Genomic DNA, 21,776 nt, shown 5'->3' on the forward strand with positions numbered 1-21,776 from the left:
CTACCGAGGACAAAACGTATCATGTAAAAAGAAGCGTATTGTACTTTCGTGTCTAGGTTTGGGCGCGTTTTTCTTTTGGAAAAATTCCCCAAGCAAAATAATTACGGAGGTGAACACACTAATGAGTGAAGCAATTATTGCTAAAAAAGCGGAACTAGTTGACGTAGTAGCTGAAAAAATGAAAGCTGCTGCATCTATCGTCGTTGTAGACGCTCGTGGTTTGACAGTTGAGCAAGATACAGTTCTTCGTCGTGAGCTTCGTGGAAGCGAAGTTGAGTATAAAGTCATTAAAAACTCAATCTTGCGTCGTGCAGCTGAAAAAGCTGGTCTTGAAGATCTTGCATCAGTATTTGTTGGACCATCTGCAGTAGCATTTTCTAACGAAGATGTTATCGCACCAGCGAAAATCTTGAACGACTTTGCTAAAAACGCTGAAGCACTTGAAATCAAAGGTGGTGCAATCGAAGGCGCTGTCGCATCTAAAGAAGAAATCGTTGCTCTTGCAACTCTTCCAAACCGCGAAGGACTTCTTTCTATGCTCCTTTCTGTACTTCAAGCGCCAGTGCGCAACGTTGCTCTTGCAGTCAAAGCGGTTGCAGACAACAAAGAAGACGCAGCTTAATCTTAAGCTACGCAGCGTAGCCTAGCTACGGAAAAACTATTATAAAATTAAAAACTTATTTGGAGGAAATAACAATGGCATTGAACATTGAAAACATTATTGCTGAAATTAAAGAAGCTTCAATCCTTGAATTGAACGACCTTGTAAAAGCTATCGAAGAAGAATTTGGTGTAACTGCAGCTGCTCCTGTAGCTGTTGCTGCAGCTGGTGCTGCTGACGCTGGTGCTGCTAAAGACTCATTTGACGTTGAGTTGACAGCTGCTGGTGACAAAAAAGTTGGCGTTATCAAAGTTGTACGTGAAATCACTGGTCTTGGACTTAAAGAAGCTAAAGAACTTGTTGATGGTGCACCAGGTGTCATCAAAGAAGGCGTTCCAACTGCAGAAGCTGAAGAAATCAAAGCTAAATTGGAAGAAGCTGGAGCTTCAGTTACTCTTAAATAATAGAGCGACTACATTAGTAGCTTAAAAAACATATAAAACCGCTATTCTTAGGAGTAGCGGTTTTTTCTTTTGGTTCAAGAAGGGGCAAAAAAGGGGCGAACTAATTATATAGTTTATCTAGGAGACAAACAAGTTTTGAATAATAGGCTTTCCATAAAAAATGATACAAGTTTTTACCCTTCAGGATTTATTTTTTTCTAGTATCATCATTCCTATGAACAGTAGAAAAGTAAGTTTTTAATTTATTGATACTCTGGATATTATAATCTCAGTATTAAAGAACTTTATTGAAGGTAATTTTCGAACGGTTTGAGGTAATTTCAATGAAATTTTAATAGATATTTCAATTTTCTTCTTGACTCTGACCTTAGGTAAGGGATTATACTAATAATAGATAAGAAAGGAGATTACCATGCAAATCAATATGATTCGTTCAGATAAAGTTTACCAAGAGATGCTCGAGCTTCCTTTGGAAAAGAGAGAGGGCTGTTTTCGAGCTAAAATATTAGCACCTTTTGCTACGAAATACCAAACGCAACACATTCCTCTGAAAGCCAAGTATCCCGGAGGATTTGATTCTTTGTTCCTACTTGGTTTTATGAATCAGCTACCCGGAACTCTGTCAGAAAAGGATAGACCGGCTATTGATGCTCTGAGCTCTGATCAACTCTGGCAAGACTGTCAGGATACTATCAAGAGGAGTATTGGTCTTTTTGAGCAGGCTGGCTATGACTTAGAGGTTGAGGATTACAATTTTACTATTTTATTGGGTAATCCAGAAAAACCTATGCTACGGCTCAATAAGGGTTACAGCGGAGATGGTGGAATTCCAGGTTACCTCATGCTTAGTCTGCTACCGAATGACTATACTTTGCCACGTGTGCAAGCGGCGCTGGCCCACGAGTGCAATCATAATGTCCGATTCCAATTTATCAAATGGAACCAGCAGACGACACTAGCAGACTGGGTAGTCAGTGAAGGATTGGCAGAGTCTTTTGCTGCTGAGCTCTATGGCAAAGATCTCATCGGACCCTGGGTCACTTCAACCAGTCCAGAGCAGTTAGAAGAGATTAAGCCCATCATCTCAAGTCAGCTTCAGCTAACGGGGATGGCGGAAATGGCACCATATCTCTACGGTGATGAAATAGCTAAGATACAGGGTCAGATACCAGTTGGAATGCCTTATGCTGCGGGCTATGCTTATGGCTATCATCTGATACAAGCCTATCTGAAAATGACTGGCAAAACTATTATTGAAGCAACTGTGACACCAACGGAACAGATTTTAGAGGCGACTAAAGATTTTTGGAAATGACACTTTTGCTTGAAAATCTGCCAGAGTCTGATATAATGAAAGTAATTTTTGGAGGTGACTATATGCACTATAAAAGAGTTGAATTAAAAGTTACAAATCAAGGTATCCATGAGCGCAAGATCTTTCAAGGTGTTAAGATTTTCAGTCGTAGCAAGTTGTCCAAAGATCAGAAAAGTATTCTAACACAGAAGCTTTACCTGACACCGAAGCAAAACATTGTTTACTATCAACGGAAAGATATCAACTATGACCAGAACTGGCATCATAATAAGGACTATTATGAACTAGCTTATGGCCAGTTGGACAGAGAGACGGTTTTTAAGGTTTGCCAAGATTTTGACGACCTGACTCCTTTTATAGAGGATGAGCTGCTGGAGAAGCTAAAAGAAAAGCGGTCAGCAGGCAAATTTTTTGAAAAATTAGATATATAAAAATCCGACTGCTTTCATAAGCAGTCGGATTTCTCTAATTTATAGTTTGATAATTTTTCATAAGGGAAAATAGATCTATTTTTATCATGAACAGCTAACTTAGTTAGAAGTTTTGGAAACAGTATAGTTGAAATCTATGAAGAATAAGCGTATAATCAGAGAAAAATGATTGAGTGCTCACTCAATATATAGATAAACAAAGGAGTTCATGAAATGGTTGTTCAAGCAATACAGTATGGTCGTTTCGGTGATGAAGAAGTGCTAGATTTGGTGAACATTAAATCTGATGTTTTGGAAGTGAATCAAGTTAGGGTAGAAGTTTATGCAGTTGGTTTAAATCCTATTGATTATAAGACTTTTGAGGGGGCAAAGCCACTTCGTTTTCTATCTTTTATGACGAAACTAAGGAAGCCAAGTCGTTGGTTTGAGTCAAAATCATCTCTCTTTCCAAGAGGTGTTGGTCGGGATTTTGCTGGAGTTATCACAGAAATTGGTGAAGGAGTAAGTCGGTTTGCAGTAGGGGACAAGGTTTTTGGAACAATGATCAGTGACCCTGGATTGGGGACCAAGAGGGGAACTTTGGCAACAGAAGTTTGTGTCAATGAATCAGAAATTGTGTTGAAACCAGAGATGATTGATATGAACCATGCATCTACTATGGGTGTAGCCTCTCTAACAGTGGGAGGTGCTTTTAGAAAGATTGAGCTAAACTCTAAAGATGTTGTAGTTATTTCAGCAGCAGCAGGTGGTATTGGAAGTATCGCAGTACAGTATGCAGTTGCTAAGGGTGCGACAGTTATTGGAATTGCAAGTAAGAAAAATTCAGATTATCTGAAGTCCTTAGGTGCCATACCAGTAGCTTACGAAGAGAACATCCAGAATGCTCTTCTATCAGCAAGTACAAAGCCAATTACAAAATTCTTGGATTGCTATGGAAGTGATTATGTTAAATTGGCTTTCAGTTTGGGGTTGAAGGGCACGGCTATTGGAACGCTAGTACCTTCACCATATGTTATGATAAAAGGAGCTCAGTTCACGGGTCCTAGACATTCCACATATGATGATTTTAAAGTTCTAGCGGAAATGGTCTCAGATGGGAAGGTTCTGCTGAATATTGATCAGATTTATGATTTTTCTCTAAAGTCAGTTGGAGAGGCATATCGTAGTCTGAAGTCAGGACACACTCGAGGTAAGAAAGTTGTAAAAGTAAGAGAGTAGCAGAGAGGTGCTAGCAATGGAAAGTTTAGAACAAAAGTACGCTCAGACATTAGAAAATAGCAACTTGAGTTTAAAACAACGTCAAGTGTTATTATCAAGTCTAAAGTTATTTTCAGAAATTGGTTTTGAGAATACAAAAGCAAGCCTTATTGCTAAGGAGGCTGGAGTTTCAGAAGGGACAGTTTTTAGTTACTTTAAAACTAAGGAAGGCATCTTAGAAGCTATTCTGTCAACTTTTCTCGAACAGGTTATTCCAGATGTGATTGCTGATTTTTCTGAGAAGAAATTTACAGCAAACCAAGAGAGTTTTCCAGTGTTTTTGAGAAGCATTGTTCGAGATAGACTAGTTTTCATTCAGGAGAATCAAATGCAAGTTAAAATTCTCTTGAGTCGTTCTTTTATTGATAAAACTATTTCTGAGCAGTTAGGGAATGTTATTGTTCACTCTATCATTAAGTCAATTAGTCCAGTTCTGAATCAGTTTAAAGAAAATGGTGTTATTCGAGATTGGTCAAATGAAAGAATGGTTCGTTATATTCTAGCCTTGAGTCTTTCTTATGTTATTCCAATGATGTTGAATGATAAGGAAGATGTGAACATAGATGAAGCAGTAAACGAAATTGTTGAATGCCTGTCTTTTGCCTTAGTAGAAGTAAAGTGAATTTTGATTTTTAAGCTTACTATTAAAAATAGTGAGCTTTTTTAAAACCAATATAAAAATCCCCAATCAGAGTGATTGGGGATTGAAAAATAAATTGAAACAATACCTTTACTATCATAGCATTGGCTACATTAGTATACTGCCATCTATTCATCTGATAAGAGGGATTTTATCATCCAGATATTCATAGCTGGGTGGCCGGCAGCGTTAGAAAGTGGTTCTTGCAGTGATGTGAAACCATAGCGCTGATAGATGGCCACAGCCGTAGCCAGTTCAGTGGAGGTTTCTAGATAAAGCTGTTCATAACCAGCTAGATGGGCTTCCTGGAATATCCGCTTTATCAACCTACTGGAATAACCTTTGCCACGGCTATTTTTAGTGACATACAGTTTTTGTAATTCAGCAATCTTATCAGACACAGGTGCAAAGCCACCGCAGCCAACCAGCTGATCTTCATCTTCCAGAACAAAGTAAGCTGCTCTCTCTTGCTGTTGATAGTAGTCGGCCAAATGATCTAGATGAGAATCAAAGTAGACAGTTCCTGGTTTGTCAAGCCCAAACTCTTCTAGGCTAGCTCGAATGAGCTGCGCTACAGCTGGATTGTCTCTCACTTCCATTGGCCGTAAGTTCATCATTTGTCCTCCGATAGGATGTATCGACTAATTAAACAATACCTTGGGCAATCATAGCGTTTGCTACGTTTTCGAAGGCAGCGATATTTGCTCCTGCAAGGTAGTCAGTACCAAGTCCGTAGGTTTCAGCAGTTGTTTTAGCTGTATTGAAGATGTTGGTCATGATGTCTTTGAGGCGTCCATCAACTTCTTCACGGGTCCATGAAAGGCGAAGGCTGTTTTGGCTCATTTCAAGCGCTGATACAGCTACACCACCAGCGTTGGCAGCTTTGGCAGGTCCGTAAAGGATTCCGTTTTCTTTGTAGACTTTAATCGCATCAAGGTCACTAGGCATGTTAGCACCTTCAGATACACAGATAACGCCTTGAGAAACCAAACGTTTAGCTGCTTCACCGTTGATTTCGTTTTGAGTCGCACATGGAAGAGCGATGTCGTAGTTTCCAGCGTAAGTCCATACAGAACCTTCATGGTAAGTAGCAGTTGCTTTCTCAGCTGCGTACTCAGTCAAACGAGCACGGCGTTTTTCTTTAACATCAACCAAAAGATCGAAGTCAATACCATTTTCGTCAATGACATAACCGTTTGAGTCAGATACAGAGATAACAGTAGCGCCGAGTTCAGTCGCTTTTTGAAGAGCATATTGAGCTACGTTACCAGAACCTGAAATAACCACTTTCTTACCAGCAAAACTGTTACCATTAGCTTTGAGCATTTCTTCAGTATAGTAAACCAAACCATAACCAGTTGCTTCTGGACGAATCAAGCTACCACCAAATCCAAGAGGTTTACCAGTCAAGACACCCGCATCAAATTGGTTAAGACGTTTGTATTGTCCGTAAAGGTATCCAATTTCGCGTCCTCCAACACCGATATCACCAGCAGGTACGTCAAGAGATGGTCCGATGTATTTTTGCAATTCAGTCATGAAGCTTTGGCAGAAGCGCATCACTTCAGCATCAGTCTTCCCTTTAGGATCGAAGTCTGATCCCCCTTTACCTCCACCGATTGGAAGTCCAGTCAAAACGTTTTTAAAGATTTGTTCGAAGCCGAGGAATTTCAAAATCCCTTGGTTTACAGTTGGGTGGAAACGAAGTCCGCCTTTATATGGTCCAACAGCTGAGTTGAATTGAACACGGTAACCACGGTTGACTTGAACTTTTCCATCACGGTCAACCCAAGGAACACGGAAAGAAATCACGCGCTCAGGCTCAGTGATACGTGCCAAGATGTTTTCTTCGATATACTCAGGGTGTTTTTCAAATACAGGTTCCAAAGTGCTGAAGAATTCTTCAACCGCCTGGAGAAATTCAGCCTCATGCCCGTTACGAGCTTTCACAGTTGCAAACACGCTTTGGATATAGTCTTTAGCAGATGTCATATCGTTCTCCTTTTTGTTGTTATATTTTATTACATGAGCCATTATAGCAGAATTTTTTTTTAGTGTAAAGAAAAAAACAGAAATTTTCTAAAAATTCTTTCAATTTACAAAACCGAACGTTTTATATAGAAATTAGTTTCTCAAAGAGAAAATCTTAAAGTATGGTATAATATTAGAAATAAAAGGAATCTGGAGGATCAGAATCATGGTATCAACGAAAACACAAATAGCTGGCTTTGAGTTTGACAATTGCTTGATGAATGCAGCGGGTGTGGCTTGTATGACGATAGAAGAGCTTGAAGGGGTCAAAAACTCAGCAGCGGGTACTTTTGTCACGAAGACAGCGACCTTGGACTTTCGTCAGGGCAATCCTGAGCCACGCTACCAGGATGTTCCACTTGGTTCTATCAACTCCATGGGCTTACCAAATAATGGCTTAGACTACTATCTGGACTATCTTTTGGACTTGCAGGAAAAAGAGCCAAACCGTACTTTCTTCCTTTCCCTAGTCGGCATGTCTCCAGAAGAAACACATACCATCTTGAAAAAAGTTCAAGAGAGTGAATTCAAAGGGCTGACAGAGCTTAATCTTTCTTGTCCAAATGTTCCAGGAAAACCCCAGATTGCCTATGATTTTGAGACAACAGACCGGATTTTGGCAGAAGTATTTGCCTACTTTACCAAACCTCTTGGAATTAAATTACCACCATATTTTGACATTGTTCACTTTGACCAAGCAGCAGCTATTTTCAACAAATATCCGCTTAAGTTTGTCAACTGTGTTAACTCTATCGGAAATGGCCTTTATATAGAAGATGAGTCTGTCGTGATTCGTCCTAAAAATGGTTTTGGTGGCATTGGTGGAGAGTACATCAAACCAACTGCTCTAGCGAATGTACATGCCTTCTACCAACGTCTCAATCCGCAAATTCAAATCATCGGAACTGGTGGTGTTCTAACGGGTCGTGATGCCTTTGAACACATCCTCTGCGGTGCGAGTATGGTGCAAGTAGGGACTACCCTTCACAAAGAAGGCGTCGGTGCTTTTGAACGCATTACCAATGAACTGAAAGCTATTATGGCGGAAAAAGGGTACGAGAACCTAGAAGATTTCCGTGGGAAATTGCGCTATATTGATTAAGTTTAATAAAAAATCAGAAGAAAGGAGAGAAGATGCTAGCCATAGAAGAGAGTCAAAAGGTATCTCTATCAAATTTATCTAGCTTGAATCTATTTACTGGGACAGACCAGGGTCAGTTTGAAGTTATGAAGAGTCAAGTATTGAAACAGATTGGTTATGATCCAGCTGATCTCAACTTTGCTTACTTTGATATGAAAGAAGTAGCTTATAAAGACTTAGAGTTGGAGTTGGTCAGTCTCCCTTTTTTTGCGGATGAGAAAATCGTGATATTAGACCATTTTGTCGATATCACAACAGCCAAGAAACGATTTTTAGCAGATGATGAGCTCAAGTCGTTTGAGGCATACTTTGATAACCCTTCGCCAACAACCAAGTTGTTGATTTTTGCAGAAGGAAAGTTAGATAGTAAAAGACGGCTGGTCAAATTGCTCAAACGAGATGCGACTGTATTTGATGCTATTGAACCTAAAGAACAAGAACTTCGCCAGTATTTCCAAAAATGGAGCCAGACACAAGGTCTGCAGTTTGCAGAAAAGTCTTTTGAAAATCTACTTCTCAAATCCGGATTTCAATTTAGTGAAATCCAGAAAAATCTCCTCTTTTTACAGTCTTATAAGTCAGATGGCGTGATTGAGGAGAAGGACATTGTCGAGGCTATTCCAAAGACTTTGCAAGACAATATTTTCGACTTAACTCAGTTTATCTTGGATAAGAAGATTGATCAGGCCCGTGACTTGGTCAGAGACTTGACCTTGAAAGGGGAGGATGAAATTAAGCTCATAGCTGTCATGTTAGGACAGTTCCGAACCTTTACCCAAGTGAAGATTTTATCAGAGGCTGGTCAGACGGAATCGCAGATTGCAAGTAGTTTAGGTAGTTATCTAGGACGCAATCCTAATCCTTATCAAATCAAGTTTGCACTGAGAGATTCGAGAGGGATTTCCTTAGATTTTCTCAAGCGAGCGATTTCTTATTTGATTGAAACAGACTACCAGATTAAGACAGGTGTCTATGAAAAGGGGTACCTGTTTGAAAAGGCACTTTTGCAGATCGCGGCAGAGGCAAATTGAGCAAAAAACTTGAAAAAAGAGGATGATTGCGTTATCATTTTCATATAGAAAGAAAAAGAGGTATTACAGATGGCTATTATCTTACCAGACCTTCCATACGCATATGACGCTTTGGAACCATACATCGATGCAGAAACAATGCACTTGCACCATGACAAACACCACCAAACTTATGTCAACAATGCAAATGCAGCTCTTGAAAAACACCCTGAAATTGGTGAAGACCTTGAAGCTTTGCTTGCTGATGTAGATTCTATCCCAGCTGATATCCGTCAAGCACTTATCAACAATGGTGGTGGACACTTGAACCACGCTCTTTTCTGGGAATTGATGACTCCTGAGAAAACAGCTCCATCAGCAGAACTTGCAGCAGCAATCGATGCAACATTTGGCTCATTTGAAGAATTCCAAGCAGCCTTTACAGCAGCAGCTACAACTCGCTTCGGTTCTGGATGGGCTTGGTTGGTTGTCAACAAAGAAGGGAAGCTTGAAGTGACTTCAACAGCAAACCAAGACACACCAATCTCAGAAGGTAAAAAACCAATCTTGGGCTTGGACGTTTGGGAACATGCTTACTACGTGAAATACCGCAACGTGCGTCCTGACTACATCAAAGCTTTCTTCTCAGTCATTAACTGGAACAAAGTAGACGAGCTTTACGCAGCAGCTAAATAAAAAATATGGAGGGAAGAGTCAATCTTCTCTTTTTAAGGTTATAAAGCAGAAGTCTGACAGAATCGTCAGACTTTTTTCATTTAGAGGATATTCGTGCCAACTTGTAGAAAATATGGTAAAATAGAGTGTTAAGTAATCGTGGAAAAGGAAGACTATGCGTAAAGAAATTGCACCTGAATTATACAATTATAACAAGTTTCCTGGCCCAGAATTTCATGTGAATGGGGATAAGGTTGAGACTGAAGGGATTGCTTTTACCTTGGTTGAAAATATCAAGGATGCCTTCGATGTGACAGTCTTTAATCAACGCTTTTCAGAAGTGTTGACCAAGTTTGATTATGTCGTGGGGGACTGGAGCAATGAACAGCTCCGTCTACGTGGCTTTTATAAAGACGACCGAACAGAGGAAAAAAATGAAAAGATTAGTCGCTTACAGGATTATCTTTTAGAGTACTGTAGTTATGGTTGTGCTTATTTTGTCCTAGAAAATCAAGCACCGAAACGGGCTTCATTTGACAAGAAAATGCGTAAAAAAGAGGAGGAAAACCTTCCTAGAAGAGGGAAGAAATCTTCGCAAAACAAGAGAAAACCAAATGCCGATAAGCGAAATAGACGTCGTCATAAGGATCAAAAGTCTCAGAAAGAGGACAAGGGACAGCGCCATTTTGTCATTCGTCAGAAATAGATAGAGAATAAGGAGAAGAGATGAAACCGTCTATTTATAGTTTAACACGTCAAACCATGCAAGAATGGGTTTTAGAACAAGGAGAAAAGAAATTCCGAGCAGATCAAATCTGGGAATGGCTCTACCGTAAACGTGTCCAGTCCTTTGAAGAAATGACCAACCTTTCCAAGGATTTGATTGCTAAGCTCAATGACCAGTTTGTGGTCAATCCTTTGAAACAACGGATTGTACAAGAGTCAGCTGACGGTACTGTTAAGTATCTTTTCGAGTTGCCAGATGGCATGTTGATTGAGACAGTACTCATGCGTCAACACTACGGTTTGTCAGTCTGTGTGACCACTCAGGTTGGCTGTAATATTGGTTGTACCTTCTGTGCGTCAGGCTTGATCAAGAAGCAACGTGACCTCAATAACGGTGAAATTGTAGCGCAGATCATGCTGGTTCAGAAATACTTTGATGAGCGTGGTCAGGACGAGCGTGTCAGTCATATCGTTGTCATGGGAATTGGTGAACCATTTGATAACTACAACAATGTTTTGAATTTTGTCCGTACCATCAATGATGACAAGGGGATGGCAATCGGTGCTCGTCACATCACAGTTTCAACTTCAGGTTTGGCCCATAAAATTCGTGACTTTGCTAATGAAGGTGTACAGGTTAATCTGGCTGTGTCTCTTCACGCACCCAATAATGAATTGCGTTCAAGCATCATGAAGATTAACCGTGCCTTTCCGATTGAAAAACTCTTTGCTGCTATTGAGTACTATATCGAAACAACCAATCGCCGTGTGACCTTTGAATACATCATGCTCAATGAAGTCAACGATGGTGTAGAACAAGCCTTGGAGTTGGCGGAGTTGCTCAAGAACATCAAGAAATTGTCTTATGTAAACTTGATTCCCTATAACCCTGTTAGTGAGCATGACCAATATAGCCGTAGTCCTAAAGAGCGCGTGATGGCCTTCTACGATACCCTCAAGAAAAAAGGGGTCAACTGTGTTGTCCGTCAAGAGCATGGTACAGATATTGATGCAGCTTGTGGACAATTGCGTTCCAATACAATGAAACGTGACCGCCAGAAGGCAGTCGCAGCGGTAAATCCATAAAATGACTAAAAAAAGAGAATTAATCTTAAGATTGGGAGTGGCTGTTTACAGTCTTTGCATTGTCTGTTTTTGTTTTACTCCCCAGCCTCAACTTCCTACAGGAGTGGAAACTCCAGGTATTCAAACTTTTGGACGCCTGGTTTTTCTTTTAACTCCCTTAAACTCCCTTTGGAATCTGGGTGAAGTGACCAGTTTGGGACAAGTCCTTTGGATCTTTTTGCAGAACATTTTAAATGTCTTCTTGCTCTTCCCTCTGGTTTTTCAACTGCTCTATCTCTTTCCCTCTCTAAGAAAAACTAAAAGGATTCTTCTTCTCAGTTTTATACTGAGTTTGGGAATCGAGTGCACACAACTAGTTTTAGACTTTTTCTTTGATTTTAATCGGGTCTTTGAGATTGATGATTTGTGGACCAATACCCTGGGAGGCTATTTGGCTTGGCTCCTCTATAAAGGACTGCATAAAAACAAGATAAGGAATTAGAATGAGTATTTTAGAAGTTAAAAATTTGAGTCACGGTTTTGGTGACCGTGCAATTTTTGAAGATGTCTCCTTCCGTCTCCTCAAGGGAGAACATATCGGTCTAGTCGGTGCCAATGGTGAAGGAAAATCAACCTTTATGAGCATTGTGACTGGTAAGATGTTGCCAGACGAAGGAAAGGTGGAGTGGTCTAAATATGTGACTGCTGGCTATCTGGATCAGCACGCTGTGCTAAAGGAAGGTCAAACCGTGCGTGATGTACTCCGTACAGCCTTTGATGAGCTATTTAAAGCAGAAGCTCGTATCAATGACCTCTATATGGAAATGGCGGAAGACGGAGCGGATATCGATGTGCTTATGGAAGAAGTAGGAGAGCTCCAAGACCGTTTGGAGAGTCGTGACTTTTATACTTTGGATGCTAAGATTGATGAAGTAGCGCGTGCTCTCGGTGTCATGGACTATGGCATGGATACAGATGTAACAGCCTTATCAGGTGGACAAAGAACCAAGGTGCTTTTGGCTAAACTCCTCCTTGAAAAACCAGATATCTTGTTGCTTGACGAGCCAACCAACTACTTGGATGCTGAACACATTGACTGGCTCAAGCGTTATCTCCAAAACTATGAGAATGCCTTTGTCCTTATTTCGCATGATATTCCTTTCCTCAACGACGTAATCAATATCGTCTACCATGTGGAGAATCAACAGTTGACGCGTTACTCTGGTGACTACTACCAGTTCCAAGAAGTCTATGCTATGAAGAAATCTCAGTTGGAAGCGGCCTATGAACGTCAACAGAAAGAGATTGCAGACCTCAAGGACTTTGTAGCTCGAAACAAGGCGCGTGTTGCAACGCGTAATATGGCCATGTCCCGTCAAAAGAAACTCGACAAGATGGATATTATCGAACTGCAAAGTGAGAAGCCAAAACCATCCTTTGATTTCAAAACAGCTCGTACGCCAGGGCGTTTTATCTTCCAAGCCAAGGATTTGCAGATTGGTTATGACCGTCCACTTACCAAACCCTTAAACCTCACCTTTGAACGCAATCAAAAGGTTGCTATTATCGGGGCAAATGGTATTGGGAAAACAACCCTCTTGAAGTCTCTCTTGGGCATTATTCCGCCAATCGCTGGGGAAGTTGAACGCGGTGATTACCTAGAACTTGGTTACTTTGAGCAAGAAGTAGAAGGTGGCAATCGTCAAACCCCTCTTGAAGCTGTCTGGAATGCCTTTCCTGCACTCAATCAGGCAGAAGTTCGTGCGGCCCTTGCTCGTTGTGGTTTGACAACCAAGCACATTGAAAGCCAAATTCAGGTCTTATCAGGTGGGGAACAGGCCAAGGTGCGTTTCTGTCTCTTGATGAACCGTGAAAATAACGTCTTAGTGCTGGACGAGCCGACCAACCACTTGGATGTAGATGCCAAGGATGAACTCAAACGGGCGCTTAAAGAATACAAAGGAAGTATTCTAATGGTTTGCCACGAACCAGACTTTTATGAAGGCTGGATGGACCAAATCTGGGACTTTAACAAGCTAACATAAATAGTTATAAAAAAGCCAAGTCGATGAGACATGGCTTTTTTGACTAGTAATTTAAATAGTTTTCAATTTCAGATTTCTCAATTTCTTTACCGTAGTGGCAAATCGGACAAGAAACGAAGTAACTTTTACCATAAGGGAAAAGTGGAATCCAGTAGAGGGTGAATTTGCGCCCAGTTTCTATGATCTCCCAAGTGTCGACATTGTTACAGTGACCACATTCGATCGCAGTTTGCGTATGTCCCAAATCTTTTTGATAACCTTTAGAACCCCAAAATAAAATCATGTCATCGTCTCCTTATCTGTTGATGGCTTATTTTTTACTGAAGTCGTAGTCTTTCACCACTTCAATACTATCAATGGTGATAGCAGACGTTGGTTTGTCTTTCTCATCTTTTTCAGCTTTGGCAATCTTGTCAACAACATCCATGCCATCGATGACTTGACCAAAGACAGGGTGTTTGCCGTCTAGACTTGGATTTCCACCTTCTTTATAGGCTTCGATGATTTTCTTTGGATACTTGCTTGTAGGGAGTTTAGCTGAAATATCTGTTGAATTTTGGTTGATGAAGAACTGGCTGCCGTTGGTGTTTGGTTGACCAGTGTTAGCCATAGCAAGGGCTCCTCGGATATTGTATAGGTAAGGAGAGATTTCATTTTTGAAACCAGTTCCCTTGTCCTTTGTTTTATCCTTATCATGCCAGATAGATTGGCCCCCTGTACCATCTCCCTTAGGATCTCCAGTTTGGACCATAAAGCCATCGATGACACGGTGGAAGGTGATGCCGTTATAATAGCCTTCCTTAGCGTGAGTAAGGAAGTTTTCAACTGCTAGTGGTGCTAGTTTTGGAAAGAGTTTGATACGGATATCGCCTTGATTTGTGTGTAAAATGACCTCAGCTTCATCTTCAGCAACTTCCTTAGAAAGTTGAGGGAAGTTGGCATTGTCATTGGTCAATGCGTCATTCAAATCTTTGGCAGCCTGAGCAGCTGCTTTTGAGCTTTCTTCAGCTGAGATGCTGGAGTCGACATATTCATCACCACGGAGACCACGTTGGATACTAGTACATCCAGCAAGGGCTACAGTTGATAGCAAAAGAAGGGTTGCTAGTTTTTTCATTGTTAACCTCTCAAAAATTCATTTCTACTATTGTACCTTAAAAGAAGTTTGATTTCAAATATTAGTGACAAGGTAGTTTAAGAGGAAGTCAACCCAAAAGTGGCTTGATTAGAGATTTTTCTTCGGATGACGGTCGACAATGTCCTGGTATTGTTCCAGTATCCGCTCTCCCTTTGGCTTCAATTCCTAATGAATCAATGAACTTAATACTAGGTCTCGAAAAGAATTATGCTTCCTCTTTCTGTCTGAGTTCAAAGAGGTCTTCTACTTTCAGATTAAAAACTTGAGCAATTTTAAGAGCCATTTCCAGCGAAGGATTGTAACGATTATTTTCCAAGTGCAGAATTGTCTCGCGTCGCATGCCGATGAGGTCGGCTAACTCCTGCTGGGTCATGCCTGTGAACTCACGAACAGATTTGAGATTAGTAATAATCTTGCTTTCTTTGGCCATGCTTATCCTCTCCGTTCCAAGATAAGATAGACAACCGCAAAGATGAAAATCAAAGCAGCTATGCTAATAAAGATTTGGCCCATGTAAAGAGTGAGATACCCCATATACCCAATGATAACTGCTAGGATCATCAGTGCACCTAGCATAAAAACAAACATCAAGCCAGCTGCCTTTGCTAAATTCTCATAAAAGCGTTCGTCCGGAGTTTCCTTGACATTTTTCAAACAGAAAAAGCCAAATACAATCACTTCAATAACGAGGCCAATTCCCAAAATCCATTCTTTAATACCAGAACTTTCGCTTGGGGTCGCAACCCAAATCCCTACTGTATAAAAAATGCTTGCTGCAGATAAAAGTACCGTGTAAAGCTTAGCAGACAAGTCAAAAATAATCTTTCCCTTACCTTTCTGACTCTTATGTAGCCAGCTCCAAATAGCTACAATTTGACCTGACACTGAAATACCAGTAATAACTAACTTGGGTTCCCAACTAAGATTAGAACCAAATAAAACAATAAAATCAATCAAGAGAGCTACGGCAATCATTGCAATGAGGCCACGCATTTTTTGACTTTTTTTCATGATAGACTCCTTTTTGTGTTATAAATATATAACATTTAAATGTTATGTTATAAAAATATCACACTTAAATTTAGAAAGCAAGAATTTTATGTGTCAATGTGGTAATTATTTGAAAAAATTTTTTAATATAAGCTTTCACAAGTCAAAAAACTAAAGAAATCTTTGAAGCAATGCATCGGATTTGGTTTGGATAGTTTCGTTAATAAGTCCATGTGTCATTTGGGAACGGGCTTGGGATTTAGGAGCCAAGCATCCAAATCACGTTCAGAAGAGATGAAGGGCTTGACTTGATGATCCTTATAAAATGTTTCTAAAATAGTATTCATAAACGATTTCTTTCTAATTTTTTCTTTAAGATTATAAGCAATTTCTAGTAGTTAAAAAAATTAAAACTCTGTCAAGTTTTTTTCTTGACACCTGTCAGAAATCTGCTATAATAGAACATGTGCTAAATAGCTCAGCTATTTCACCGAAATAAAAAAATAAGAAAAGAGACATTAAAAAATGGCAGTTAAAATCCGTTTGACTCGTATGGGTTCTAAGAAAAAACCTTTCTACCGTATCAACGTAGCAGACTCACGTTCACCACGTGACGGACGTTTCATCGAAACAGTTGGGACTTACAACCCACTTGTTGCTGAAAACCAAGTAACTTTGAAAGAAGACCGCGTTCTTGCATGGTTGGCTGATGGAGCTCAACCTTCAGATACAGTTCGCAACATCCTTTCAAAAGAAGGCGTATTGAAAAAATTCCACGATTCTAAATTCTCAAAATAAGTTTAAAGTAGGTTGACAGATGGATACGATTGAAAATCTCATTATTGCGATTGTGAAACCTTTGATTTCACAACCTGATGCCTTAACTATCAAGATCGAAGACACACCAGAGTTTTTGGAGTATCACTTGGATCTTGACCAAAGCGATGTCGGTCGTGTTATCGGTCGTAAAGGTCGCACTATCTCAGCGATAAGAACGATTGTCTACTCTGTCCCAACTGAAGACAAGAAAGTAAGAATCGTTATCGACGAAAAATAAGAAAAGCGGGACAGAAGTCTCGCTTTTTTGTGAGGAGGAGAAGATGAAGGATTTAACGTTTAGACAATTACAAGCTTACTTACTCGAACATTACCAGCAATCTCGGACTGAGGAAGGTCTCTTTATCAAGCTAGTGGAGGAAGTCGGAGAAGTAGCCGAGGTCTTGAACGGGCGCTCTGGTCGAAAAGAGTCTGTCCAGGACTCAAATGAGGAACTAGCCAAAGAACTAGCTGATATCATTCACTACACCGTCGCAATCGCGACCATAAACGACATTGATCTAACCAAAACCATCTTTGACAAAGATAAGAAGGCTGCCATTAAGTACCAACATGAACGAGATTTGGAAGAATTTTTGGAGGGAAAATATCTATAGTGTCTTTTTTCTTCAACTTGTGAAAATCCCTAGAACGTGATAAAATAAAGGATAAGGGTTTTTAATAAATCATTGTTATAGAATGAGTGGATTTCTTTATGAAACGATTTGAAGTAACTACAAAAATTGGCAGCCTCTCTGTTACTTATAAAAAGCAAAAGAAAGTGCTTGTTTGTTTAAATGGCGCAGGTTTGCTACCAAGTTATGAAAATTTTTCACTTATACTTGAAAAACTTCCTCCCACAATTGGTTATTTGACAATTGATTTTCCAAACACAGGTAGGAGTCCGATTCATGACCAATCTGGAAAAAATCTGGACAATCTTGTAGACGCGGTTTATGAAGTACTTGAAGAATTGGCGATTTATGAATATATACTTTGTGCACATAGTTTGAGTGGAATTTTAGCTTGCAAATTGATGAACAAATCAATTAAGTGTCAGGCTTTAGTAGCAATTGAACCAACAACTAAAAAAGTAATGTTTTCTGATTTTTCAGAAAATCCTTATCCAGAAATGGAAGAGCAAATGAGACTGATTGAAGAGTGTGGCCCCGAAGTCTATTTTAAGAACATAACTCAAGCAGCATTTAGCTCTGAAACTAATGAAGAAATCTGGGATTTAGTGCAAGAAAAAGATTCAGAGTTGGAAAGACAAGTTCCAGAATTTCATATATATTGTGAGATTACTGAGGAAGATTTTAAGAATGTATCTATAGAAGCTCATGTCCCTGTATTTATTTTTTGTCAGGCTTATAGAGAAAAAGAATACAGAGACTCAGAATATTGGACTTCCAATACTAAACTCATTTTAGGAGGGAATCACCATTATTTACAATGGTCTGAATCAGAAAAAATTGCGAATATTATTCGAGAATTGTCAGAATAAGATGGAAAGAAGGAGAGTACAGGAGACAAGATGAACTACTTTAATGTTGGGAAAATCGTTAATACGCAGGGTCTACAAGGTGAGATGCGAGTCTTGTCTGTGACGGATTTTGCTGAGGAACGGTTTAAAAAAGGGGCAGAGCTGGCTTTATTTGATGATAAAGACCAGTTTGTCCAAACAGTGACCATCGCAAGTCACCGTAAGCATAAGAACTTTGACATTATCAAATTCAAAGACATGTACCATATCAATGCGATTGAAAAGTACAAGGGTTATAGTCTCAAGGTCGCCGAGGAAGATTTGAACGATCTAGATGATGGAGAATTCTATTATCACGAGATTATCGGTTTGGATGTTTACGAGGGTGATAACTTGATAGGAACTATCAAGGAAATCCTACAACCGGGAGCCAATGATGTCTGGGTAGTCAAGCGAAAAGGTAAGCGAGATTTGCTTTTACCTTACATTCCACCAGTAGTTCTCAATGTTGATATTCCAAACAAGCGGGTCGAAGTGGAAATCTTAGAAGGACTAGATGATGAAGATTGATATTTTAACCCTCTTTCCTGAGATGTTTTCTCCGCTGGAACACTCGATTGTTGGGAAGGCTCGAGAAAAAGGGCTCTTGGATATCCAGTATCATAATTTCAGAGAATATGCTGAAAAGGCCCGTCATGTTGACGATGAACCTTACGGAGGCGGTCAGGGGATGTTGCTAAGGGCTCAACCCATTTTCGATGCCTTTGATGCTATTGAAAAGAAAAATCCGCGCGTCATTCTCCTCGATCCAGCTGGAAAGCAGTTTGATCAGACTTATGCTGAGGATTTGGCTCAAGAGGAAGAACTAATCTTTATCTGCGGTCATTATGAAGGGTATGACGAGCGCATCAAGACCTTGGTAACTGATGAAATTTCCCTAGGAGACTATGTTTTGACTGGAGGAGAATTGGCGGCCATGACCATGATCGATGCGACTGTGCGATTGATACCGGAAGTGATTGGTAAGGAGTCTAGTCACCAGGATGATAGCTTTTCTTCGGGTCTTCTCGAATATCCTCAGTACACTCGCCCTTATGACTATCGAGGTATGGTCGTGCCAGATGTGCTCATGAGTGGGCACCATGAAAAGATTCGCCAGTGGCGGCTGTATGAGAGTCTAAAGAAAACCTACGAACGCAGACCTGACCTGCTAGAAAACTATAAACTGACAGCCGAAGAAGAAAAGATGCTGGCTGAAATCAAAGAAAACAAAGAATAAAGGAGAACCTTATGCAAGTAATCAAACGTAATGGAGAAATTGCTGAATTTGATCCAGATAAAATTTACCAAGCTGTTCTAAAAGCAGCCCAAACAGTTTATGTTTTGACTGATGACCTACGTCAAAACTTAGCTCAAGTTACTAAAAAAGTCGTTTTGGACTTGGAAGAAGCAAAAGTAGAACGTGCGACTATCAGCATGATCCAGTCAATGGTTGAGCACCGCTTGCTTGGAGCTGGCTACATTACAATCGCAGAACATTATATCTCTTATCGCTTGCAACGCGATTTGGAGAGAAGTGGTTATGGCGACCATATCGCTGTTCATCTTCATTTTGAACAAATCCGTTAAGAAAAAGAGTGGGATGCAAAGAACATCTCACTCTTTCTTAAATAGACTTTTCTGAGCTTTTTGTACAGTTGAGGGAACGAAACGAAGTCGCTTAATGTCACTGATACGAATGATTCGAGTTACGTTTTTTGAAAAATTTTTGACGATAATTTGTTGGCGATTAGCATCGTGTTTGACAATATCACCCGTAAAACTTGTCTCAGCAAGTATCACATGAACAGCCGTCTTTTTATGGATGGCTTGTTCAATCATAGCAGTGAGGGAGTTGTCCTCGATTTGAGGATGATCATCATTCCCATTGAGAAAACCATGTAGTTTACCTAGAACTAGTTTGAATGTCTGTCTCATAGAATCCTCCCTTCTTATATATCCACATTATATAAAATTTTCCTAAAAACCACAAGATTTTTACGAATAGACTATAGAAAGCATATCACATAAAGGAGTTAAAATGGCAGAATTTACATTTGAAATCGAAGAACACTTGCTCACCTTGTCTGAAAATGACAAAGGATGGACAAAAGAACTAAATCGCGTTAGCTTTAATGGTGCCCCTGCAAAGTTTGACATTCGCGCTTGGAGCCCAGACCATACCAAAATGGGAAAAGGAATCACGCTTTCCAATGAAGAATTTCAGGTAATGGTCGATACCTTTAAAGGGCAACAATAAAAAGAATCTTGAGTGCAACTCAAGATTCTTTTTTAGGACACAATATAGTCACAGAGAGAAGTCTTAGATAATTGAATGAAAGTCTCTCTATACTCTTCAGGTGGTATTGGATTATCTTTACGAATCCAGACTTCAATGAAAGAGATTGCCATGGTCGTAATGATATAAGCGATGTCCTCTTTATTAAAATTATATTTCAGTTGGTAATTGACATTCTTTAGTACCCACTCTGAGTATATTCCACGCAGAAATTCCTTCCAACATGGGTCGACTTGTGTGGTATACAAGGTGTTAATAACTTTCCTTTTTTCGTATATGAGAGGAAGTATATGGTCTGCTAAAAAGCTGATAGGATCTCCATCATTGCTAGGGCAGTACTTATTAAAGACGTTAAAAATGTCCTGATTGGTCTCTTCGTGAATGTATTCGATAATATCTTCAAAGTTGTTAAAATGCTTTTGATAAATCGCTTGTCGTGAAATACCAGCTTCAGCAGCAATTTCAGTCATTGTAAAGGAACTACGCTGAGGATTTTTCTTAGCTAGTGTGATGAGAGCCCCAATGATTAGCTCACGAGTATTCTTTGCCATAGAATTACCTTTCTACTTATAATTATTTACAGTTATTTTTGAATGAAGAAAAATCAGAATGTTCAAGTTAATATAAACAATCAATGAACATTAAATTTTCTGAATCTTTTAGGTAGCTCTATTGTATCACAAATAATTTATAAAATATAGCTCTATCAGTGAAAATGCGTTTTCTGAAAAGTATACAATTGCTAAGCATCCAAAATCAATGGAAGCATATTTGGTTTGAATCAATTAGAATACTTTTCTACTTTGCATATCGTGAATAACTATAATTTGAAGAATAAAACGATTAATATTCATACTGGTATAAGAATAGTAGAGTAGCTAAATAGTGTACAGTTGATTCTTAGAAAGGAAATAGTCCAGAACAATGGTTCTGGACTATTCTTTTATCTTGAAAAATATGGAAGACTTTTCAATCGTTCGAGTAGGGGACGACTAATGAAACTAATGGCAATAATCTTACCAAGATCAGGGAGGATAAAGGGAAGGACGCCAACAGCGAGTGCCTTGTCAAGTGGCATACCAGCAAGGAAGTGGAGGCTGAGAATTCCCCCGACAAAGACGAGGGAGTCACCCAAGAGGTTGGCTAGGAAAATGCGGATATAGCCACTATTTTGATGGATGAGATAAGATGTAAGTCCAGCATAGACAAGGTCGAACCAAAGATAGCCTGCACTTGGGCCGACTAAAACGTGAAATCCAGCTCCTCCCCCTGCAAAAACAGGTAAACCAATGGCACCCAGCAAGAGATAGAGAGCTACAGATAAAACAGCTTCCCTAGGTCTAAAAACAGTAGCAATCAGACCGATTGCAAAGTTTTGCAAAGTGAAAGGTACAGGACCAATAGGGAGACTGATTTGTGCCAATACAGCGATGAGAGCAGCACCGATAGCAGGGATAGCATAGATATGAGCTTTTTTCAAAACTGTTAACCTCTTTTCAAAATTATAGTAACTATTATACTAATTTAGAAAGAAAAGTCAACCTATTTTTGAAATCAAGGTAACAATTTTGTAACGGCCGATTTTACAAGTAAAAAGAGACCTCAAGAGG

At 39.7% G+C, this 21,776-nt stretch carries 30 protein-coding genes and 1 other annotated feature (1 of these 31 cut by a window edge); of the genes, 21 read left to right on the forward strand and 9 right to left on the reverse strand.

The features are described from left to right. Positions 1 to 83: a sequence feature (ribosomal protein L10 leader region), on the forward strand (it extends 53 nt beyond the left edge of the window). A gap of 38 nt (positions 84 to 121) precedes the next feature. The 6 genes from rplJ (at position 122) to M1F65_RS01610 (ending at position 4,690) form a co-directional block, all read left to right on the forward strand. Beyond that, positions 122 to 622 (forward strand): 50S ribosomal protein L10, encoded by a 501-nt coding sequence (rplJ, locus tag M1F65_RS01585; RefSeq protein ID WP_001287274.1) that lies wholly within the window; start codon positions 122 to 124, stop codon positions 620 to 622. A gap of 74 nt (positions 623 to 696) precedes the next feature. Further along, positions 697 to 1,065: a 50S ribosomal protein L7/L12 gene (gene rplL, locus M1F65_RS01590; RefSeq protein ID WP_001196964.1), complete on the forward strand. Its 369-nt coding sequence runs from the start codon at positions 697 to 699 to the stop codon at positions 1,063 to 1,065. 412 nt (positions 1,066 to 1,477) lie between these two features. Further along, the gene (locus M1F65_RS01595) at positions 1,478 to 2,380 is read left to right on the forward strand and encodes a DUF2268 domain-containing putative Zn-dependent protease (RefSeq protein WP_042902143.1); all 903 of its coding nucleotides are present in this window, start codon (positions 1,478 to 1,480) and stop codon (positions 2,378 to 2,380) included. A gap of 62 nt (positions 2,381 to 2,442) precedes the next feature. After that, positions 2,443 to 2,811, forward strand: coding sequence for an EXLDI protein (locus M1F65_RS01600; RefSeq protein WP_009013639.1), 369 nt, complete (start codon positions 2,443 to 2,445; stop codon positions 2,809 to 2,811). A 213-nt stretch (positions 2,812 to 3,024) separates the two neighbouring features. Next, positions 3,025 to 4,029 (forward strand): NADP-dependent oxidoreductase, encoded by a 1,005-nt coding sequence (locus M1F65_RS01605; RefSeq protein WP_247925344.1) that lies wholly within the window; start codon positions 3,025 to 3,027, stop codon positions 4,027 to 4,029. A 16-nt stretch (positions 4,030 to 4,045) separates the two neighbouring features. Further along, entirely contained in the window at positions 4,046 to 4,690 is a 645-nt protein-coding gene (locus M1F65_RS01610; RefSeq protein ID WP_247925345.1) for a TetR/AcrR family transcriptional regulator, read from the forward strand. Positions 4,691 to 4,836: 146 nt separating this feature from the next. Here M1F65_RS01610 and M1F65_RS01615 read toward each other — a convergent pair whose 3' ends face one another. Together M1F65_RS01615 and gdhA are read right to left on the reverse strand one after the other, a co-directional pair. Continuing rightward, entirely contained in the window at positions 4,837 to 5,322 is a 486-nt protein-coding gene (locus tag M1F65_RS01615; RefSeq protein WP_001053561.1) for a GNAT family N-acetyltransferase, read from the reverse strand. A gap of 31 nt (positions 5,323 to 5,353) precedes the next feature. Further along, the gene (gene gdhA, locus M1F65_RS01620) at positions 5,354 to 6,700 is read right to left on the reverse strand and encodes an NADP-specific glutamate dehydrogenase (RefSeq protein WP_000199517.1); all 1,347 of its coding nucleotides are present in this window, start codon (positions 6,698 to 6,700) and stop codon (positions 5,354 to 5,356) included. A gap of 205 nt (positions 6,701 to 6,905) precedes the next feature. Here gdhA and M1F65_RS01625 point away from each other — a divergent pair, with 205 nt between their 5' ends. From M1F65_RS01625 to M1F65_RS01655, 7 genes are all read left to right on the forward strand, one after another. Continuing rightward, positions 6,906 to 7,841, forward strand: coding sequence for a dihydroorotate oxidase (locus M1F65_RS01625; protein WP_042902144.1), 936 nt, complete (start codon positions 6,906 to 6,908; stop codon positions 7,839 to 7,841). Positions 7,842 to 7,873: 32 nt separating this feature from the next. Then, positions 7,874 to 8,911 carry a DNA polymerase III subunit delta gene (gene holA, locus M1F65_RS01630; protein WP_042902145.1) on the forward strand — a complete coding sequence of 346 codons (1,038 nt, stop codon included), beginning with the start codon at positions 7,874 to 7,876 and terminating at the stop codon, positions 8,909 to 8,911. A 69-nt stretch (positions 8,912 to 8,980) separates the two neighbouring features. Beyond that, entirely contained in the window at positions 8,981 to 9,586 is a 606-nt protein-coding gene (gene sodA / locus M1F65_RS01635; RefSeq protein WP_000974728.1) for a superoxide dismutase SodA, read from the forward strand. Between the two features lie 154 nt (positions 9,587 to 9,740). Beyond that, positions 9,741 to 10,271 (forward strand): YutD family protein, encoded by a 531-nt coding sequence (locus M1F65_RS01640; RefSeq protein WP_084849805.1) that lies wholly within the window; start codon positions 9,741 to 9,743, stop codon positions 10,269 to 10,271. Between the two features lie 20 nt (positions 10,272 to 10,291). Beyond that, positions 10,292 to 11,377, forward strand: a complete 1,086-nt coding sequence (gene rlmN / locus M1F65_RS01645; RefSeq protein WP_000804762.1) for a dual-specificity RNA methyltransferase RlmN — start codon at positions 10,292 to 10,294, stop codon at positions 11,375 to 11,377. A 1-nt stretch (position 11,378) separates the two neighbouring features. Then, a complete protein-coding gene (locus tag M1F65_RS01650) occupies positions 11,379 to 11,858 on the forward strand; it encodes a VanZ family protein (protein ID WP_247925346.1) in 480 nt (159 codons plus the stop codon). A 1-nt stretch (position 11,859) separates the two neighbouring features. Beyond that, positions 11,860 to 13,401 carry an ABC-F family ATP-binding cassette domain-containing protein gene (locus M1F65_RS01655; protein ID WP_216732803.1) on the forward strand — a complete coding sequence of 514 codons (1,542 nt, stop codon included), beginning with the start codon at positions 11,860 to 11,862 and terminating at the stop codon, positions 13,399 to 13,401. 43 nt (positions 13,402 to 13,444) lie between these two features. On the opposite strand, the gene M1F65_RS01660 is transcribed toward M1F65_RS01655, so the two are convergent. The 4 genes from M1F65_RS01660 to M1F65_RS01675 all read right to left on the reverse strand — a co-directional run bounded on the left by M1F65_RS01660 (position 13,445) and on the right by M1F65_RS01675 (position 15,550). Then, the gene (locus tag M1F65_RS01660) at positions 13,445 to 13,684 is read right to left on the reverse strand and encodes a zinc-ribbon domain-containing protein (RefSeq protein WP_247925347.1); all 240 of its coding nucleotides are present in this window, start codon (positions 13,682 to 13,684) and stop codon (positions 13,445 to 13,447) included. A gap of 27 nt (positions 13,685 to 13,711) precedes the next feature. Continuing rightward, on the reverse strand, positions 13,712 to 14,518 hold the full coding sequence (locus M1F65_RS01665; RefSeq protein ID WP_045617343.1) for a peptidylprolyl isomerase: 807 nt from the start codon (positions 14,516 to 14,518) through the stop codon (positions 13,712 to 13,714). A 226-nt stretch (positions 14,519 to 14,744) separates the two neighbouring features. Next, positions 14,745 to 14,969 (reverse strand): helix-turn-helix transcriptional regulator, encoded by a 225-nt coding sequence (locus tag M1F65_RS01670; protein WP_129313128.1) that lies wholly within the window; start codon positions 14,967 to 14,969, stop codon positions 14,745 to 14,747. Between the two features lie 2 nt (positions 14,970 to 14,971). Next, complete coding sequence (locus M1F65_RS01675) at positions 14,972 to 15,550, reverse strand: hypothetical protein (protein WP_129313126.1); 579 nt, start codon at positions 15,548 to 15,550, stop codon at positions 14,972 to 14,974. Between the two features lie 504 nt (positions 15,551 to 16,054). Between M1F65_RS01675 and rpsP the strand changes: the two genes are divergently transcribed. The 7 genes from rpsP (at position 16,055) to M1F65_RS01710 (ending at position 19,457) form a co-directional block, all read left to right on the forward strand. Continuing rightward, on the forward strand, positions 16,055 to 16,327 hold the full coding sequence (rpsP, locus tag M1F65_RS01680; RefSeq protein ID WP_000268760.1) for a 30S ribosomal protein S16: 273 nt from the start codon (positions 16,055 to 16,057) through the stop codon (positions 16,325 to 16,327). Between the two features lie 19 nt (positions 16,328 to 16,346). Beyond that, a complete protein-coding gene (gene kphA / locus M1F65_RS01685) occupies positions 16,347 to 16,586 on the forward strand; it encodes an RNA-binding protein KphA (RefSeq protein ID WP_000379617.1) in 240 nt (79 codons plus the stop codon). A 43-nt stretch (positions 16,587 to 16,629) separates the two neighbouring features. Further along, entirely contained in the window at positions 16,630 to 16,962 is a 333-nt protein-coding gene (locus M1F65_RS01690) for a MazG nucleotide pyrophosphohydrolase domain-containing protein (protein ID WP_000654125.1), read from the forward strand. A gap of 98 nt (positions 16,963 to 17,060) precedes the next feature. After that, positions 17,061 to 17,849, forward strand: a complete 789-nt coding sequence (locus M1F65_RS01695; RefSeq protein WP_000819211.1) for an alpha/beta hydrolase family protein — start codon at positions 17,061 to 17,063, stop codon at positions 17,847 to 17,849. A gap of 30 nt (positions 17,850 to 17,879) precedes the next feature. Then, positions 17,880 to 18,398: a ribosome maturation factor RimM gene (gene rimM / locus M1F65_RS01700; protein ID WP_001105876.1), complete on the forward strand. Its 519-nt coding sequence runs from the start codon at positions 17,880 to 17,882 to the stop codon at positions 18,396 to 18,398. Next, positions 18,388 to 19,107 (forward strand): tRNA (guanosine(37)-N1)-methyltransferase TrmD, encoded by a 720-nt coding sequence (gene trmD, locus M1F65_RS01705; RefSeq protein ID WP_008277730.1) that lies wholly within the window; start codon positions 18,388 to 18,390, stop codon positions 19,105 to 19,107. Before rimM ends, trmD begins: the two co-directional genes overlap by 11 nt. An 11-nt stretch (positions 19,108 to 19,118) precedes the next feature. Beyond that, positions 19,119 to 19,457: an ATP cone domain-containing protein gene (locus M1F65_RS01710; RefSeq protein ID WP_001196045.1), complete on the forward strand. Its 339-nt coding sequence runs from the start codon at positions 19,119 to 19,121 to the stop codon at positions 19,455 to 19,457. Positions 19,458 to 19,484: 27 nt separating this feature from the next. On the opposite strand, the gene M1F65_RS01715 is transcribed toward M1F65_RS01710, so the two are convergent. Next, positions 19,485 to 19,805, reverse strand: coding sequence for a hypothetical protein (locus M1F65_RS01715; RefSeq protein ID WP_061420780.1), 321 nt, complete (start codon positions 19,803 to 19,805; stop codon positions 19,485 to 19,487). A 103-nt stretch (positions 19,806 to 19,908) separates the two neighbouring features. Here M1F65_RS01715 and M1F65_RS01720 point away from each other — a divergent pair, with 103 nt between their 5' ends. Continuing rightward, positions 19,909 to 20,127 (forward strand): YdbC family protein, encoded by a 219-nt coding sequence (locus tag M1F65_RS01720; RefSeq protein WP_125384515.1) that lies wholly within the window; start codon positions 19,909 to 19,911, stop codon positions 20,125 to 20,127. A 32-nt stretch (positions 20,128 to 20,159) separates the two neighbouring features. On the opposite strand, the gene M1F65_RS01725 is transcribed toward M1F65_RS01720, so the two are convergent. Further along, complete coding sequence (locus M1F65_RS01725; RefSeq protein ID WP_125384516.1) at positions 20,160 to 20,717, reverse strand: TetR/AcrR family transcriptional regulator; 558 nt, start codon at positions 20,715 to 20,717, stop codon at positions 20,160 to 20,162. A gap of 392 nt (positions 20,718 to 21,109) precedes the next feature. Continuing rightward, positions 21,110 to 21,646, reverse strand: coding sequence for a biotin transporter BioY (locus M1F65_RS01730; RefSeq protein ID WP_125384517.1), 537 nt, complete (start codon positions 21,644 to 21,646; stop codon positions 21,110 to 21,112). Between the last annotated feature and the right edge of the window lie 130 nt (positions 21,647 to 21,776).

The sequence above is a fragment of the Streptococcus oralis genome, assembly GCF_023109195.1.
GTDB lineage: Bacteria > Bacillota > Bacilli > Lactobacillales > Streptococcaceae > Streptococcus > Streptococcus oralis_BV.

Excerpts from the sequence above, each read along its gene's own strand:
- M1F65_RS01605 (WP_247925344.1), top strand. The coding sequence starts at position 3,025 with ATGGTTGTTCAAGCAATACAGTATGGTCGTTTCGGTGATGAAGAAGTG.
- M1F65_RS01615 (WP_001053561.1), bottom strand. The coding sequence starts at position 5,322 with ATGAACTTACGGCCAATGGAAGTGAGAGACAATCCAGCTGTAGCGCAG.
- rlmN (WP_000804762.1), top strand. The coding sequence starts at position 10,292 with ATGAAACCGTCTATTTATAGTTTAACACGTCAAACCATGCAAGAATGG.
- M1F65_RS01675 (WP_129313126.1), bottom strand. The coding sequence starts at position 15,550 with ATGAAAAAAAGTCAAAAAATGCGTGGCCTCATTGCAATGATTGCCGTA.
- M1F65_RS01665 (WP_045617343.1), bottom strand. The coding sequence starts at position 14,518 with ATGAAAAAACTAGCAACCCTTCTTTTGCTATCAACTGTAGCCCTTGCT.
- rpsP (WP_000268760.1), top strand. The coding sequence starts at position 16,055 with ATGGCAGTTAAAATCCGTTTGACTCGTATGGGTTCTAAGAAAAAACCT.
- M1F65_RS01715 (WP_061420780.1), bottom strand. The coding sequence starts at position 19,805 with ATGAGACAGACATTCAAACTAGTTCTAGGTAAACTACATGGTTTTCTC.
- kphA (WP_000379617.1), top strand. The coding sequence starts at position 16,347 with ATGGATACGATTGAAAATCTCATTATTGCGATTGTGAAACCTTTGATT.
- M1F65_RS01600 (WP_009013639.1), top strand. The coding sequence starts at position 2,443 with ATGCACTATAAAAGAGTTGAATTAAAAGTTACAAATCAAGGTATCCAT.
- M1F65_RS01710 (WP_001196045.1), top strand. The coding sequence starts at position 19,119 with ATGCAAGTAATCAAACGTAATGGAGAAATTGCTGAATTTGATCCAGAT.
- M1F65_RS01690 (WP_000654125.1), top strand. The coding sequence starts at position 16,630 with ATGAAGGATTTAACGTTTAGACAATTACAAGCTTACTTACTCGAACAT.
- holA (WP_042902145.1), top strand. The coding sequence starts at position 7,874 with ATGCTAGCCATAGAAGAGAGTCAAAAGGTATCTCTATCAAATTTATCT.
- M1F65_RS01640 (WP_084849805.1), top strand. The coding sequence starts at position 9,741 with ATGCGTAAAGAAATTGCACCTGAATTATACAATTATAACAAGTTTCCT.
- M1F65_RS01595 (WP_042902143.1), top strand. The coding sequence starts at position 1,478 with ATGCAAATCAATATGATTCGTTCAGATAAAGTTTACCAAGAGATGCTC.
- gdhA (WP_000199517.1), bottom strand. The coding sequence starts at position 6,700 with ATGACATCTGCTAAAGACTATATCCAAAGCGTGTTTGCAACTGTGAAA.
- rplL (WP_001196964.1), top strand. The coding sequence starts at position 697 with ATGGCATTGAACATTGAAAACATTATTGCTGAAATTAAAGAAGCTTCA.
- M1F65_RS01655 (WP_216732803.1), top strand. The coding sequence starts at position 11,860 with ATGAGTATTTTAGAAGTTAAAAATTTGAGTCACGGTTTTGGTGACCGT.
- rplJ (WP_001287274.1), top strand. The coding sequence starts at position 122 with ATGAGTGAAGCAATTATTGCTAAAAAAGCGGAACTAGTTGACGTAGTA.
- M1F65_RS01725 (WP_125384516.1), bottom strand. The coding sequence starts at position 20,717 with ATGGCAAAGAATACTCGTGAGCTAATCATTGGGGCTCTCATCACACTA.
- M1F65_RS01670 (WP_129313128.1), bottom strand. The coding sequence starts at position 14,969 with ATGGCCAAAGAAAGCAAGATTATTACTAATCTCAAATCTGTTCGTGAG.
- M1F65_RS01720 (WP_125384515.1), top strand. The coding sequence starts at position 19,909 with ATGGCAGAATTTACATTTGAAATCGAAGAACACTTGCTCACCTTGTCT.
- M1F65_RS01625 (WP_042902144.1), top strand. The coding sequence starts at position 6,906 with ATGGTATCAACGAAAACACAAATAGCTGGCTTTGAGTTTGACAATTGC.
- sodA (WP_000974728.1), top strand. The coding sequence starts at position 8,981 with ATGGCTATTATCTTACCAGACCTTCCATACGCATATGACGCTTTGGAA.
- M1F65_RS01660 (WP_247925347.1), bottom strand. The coding sequence starts at position 13,684 with ATGATTTTATTTTGGGGTTCTAAAGGTTATCAAAAAGATTTGGGACAT.
- M1F65_RS01695 (WP_000819211.1), top strand. The coding sequence starts at position 17,061 with ATGAAACGATTTGAAGTAACTACAAAAATTGGCAGCCTCTCTGTTACT.
- M1F65_RS01650 (WP_247925346.1), top strand. The coding sequence starts at position 11,379 with ATGACTAAAAAAAGAGAATTAATCTTAAGATTGGGAGTGGCTGTTTAC.
- M1F65_RS01610 (WP_247925345.1), top strand. The coding sequence starts at position 4,046 with ATGGAAAGTTTAGAACAAAAGTACGCTCAGACATTAGAAAATAGCAAC.
- rimM (WP_001105876.1), top strand. The coding sequence starts at position 17,880 with ATGAACTACTTTAATGTTGGGAAAATCGTTAATACGCAGGGTCTACAA.
- trmD (WP_008277730.1), top strand. The coding sequence starts at position 18,388 with ATGAAGATTGATATTTTAACCCTCTTTCCTGAGATGTTTTCTCCGCTG.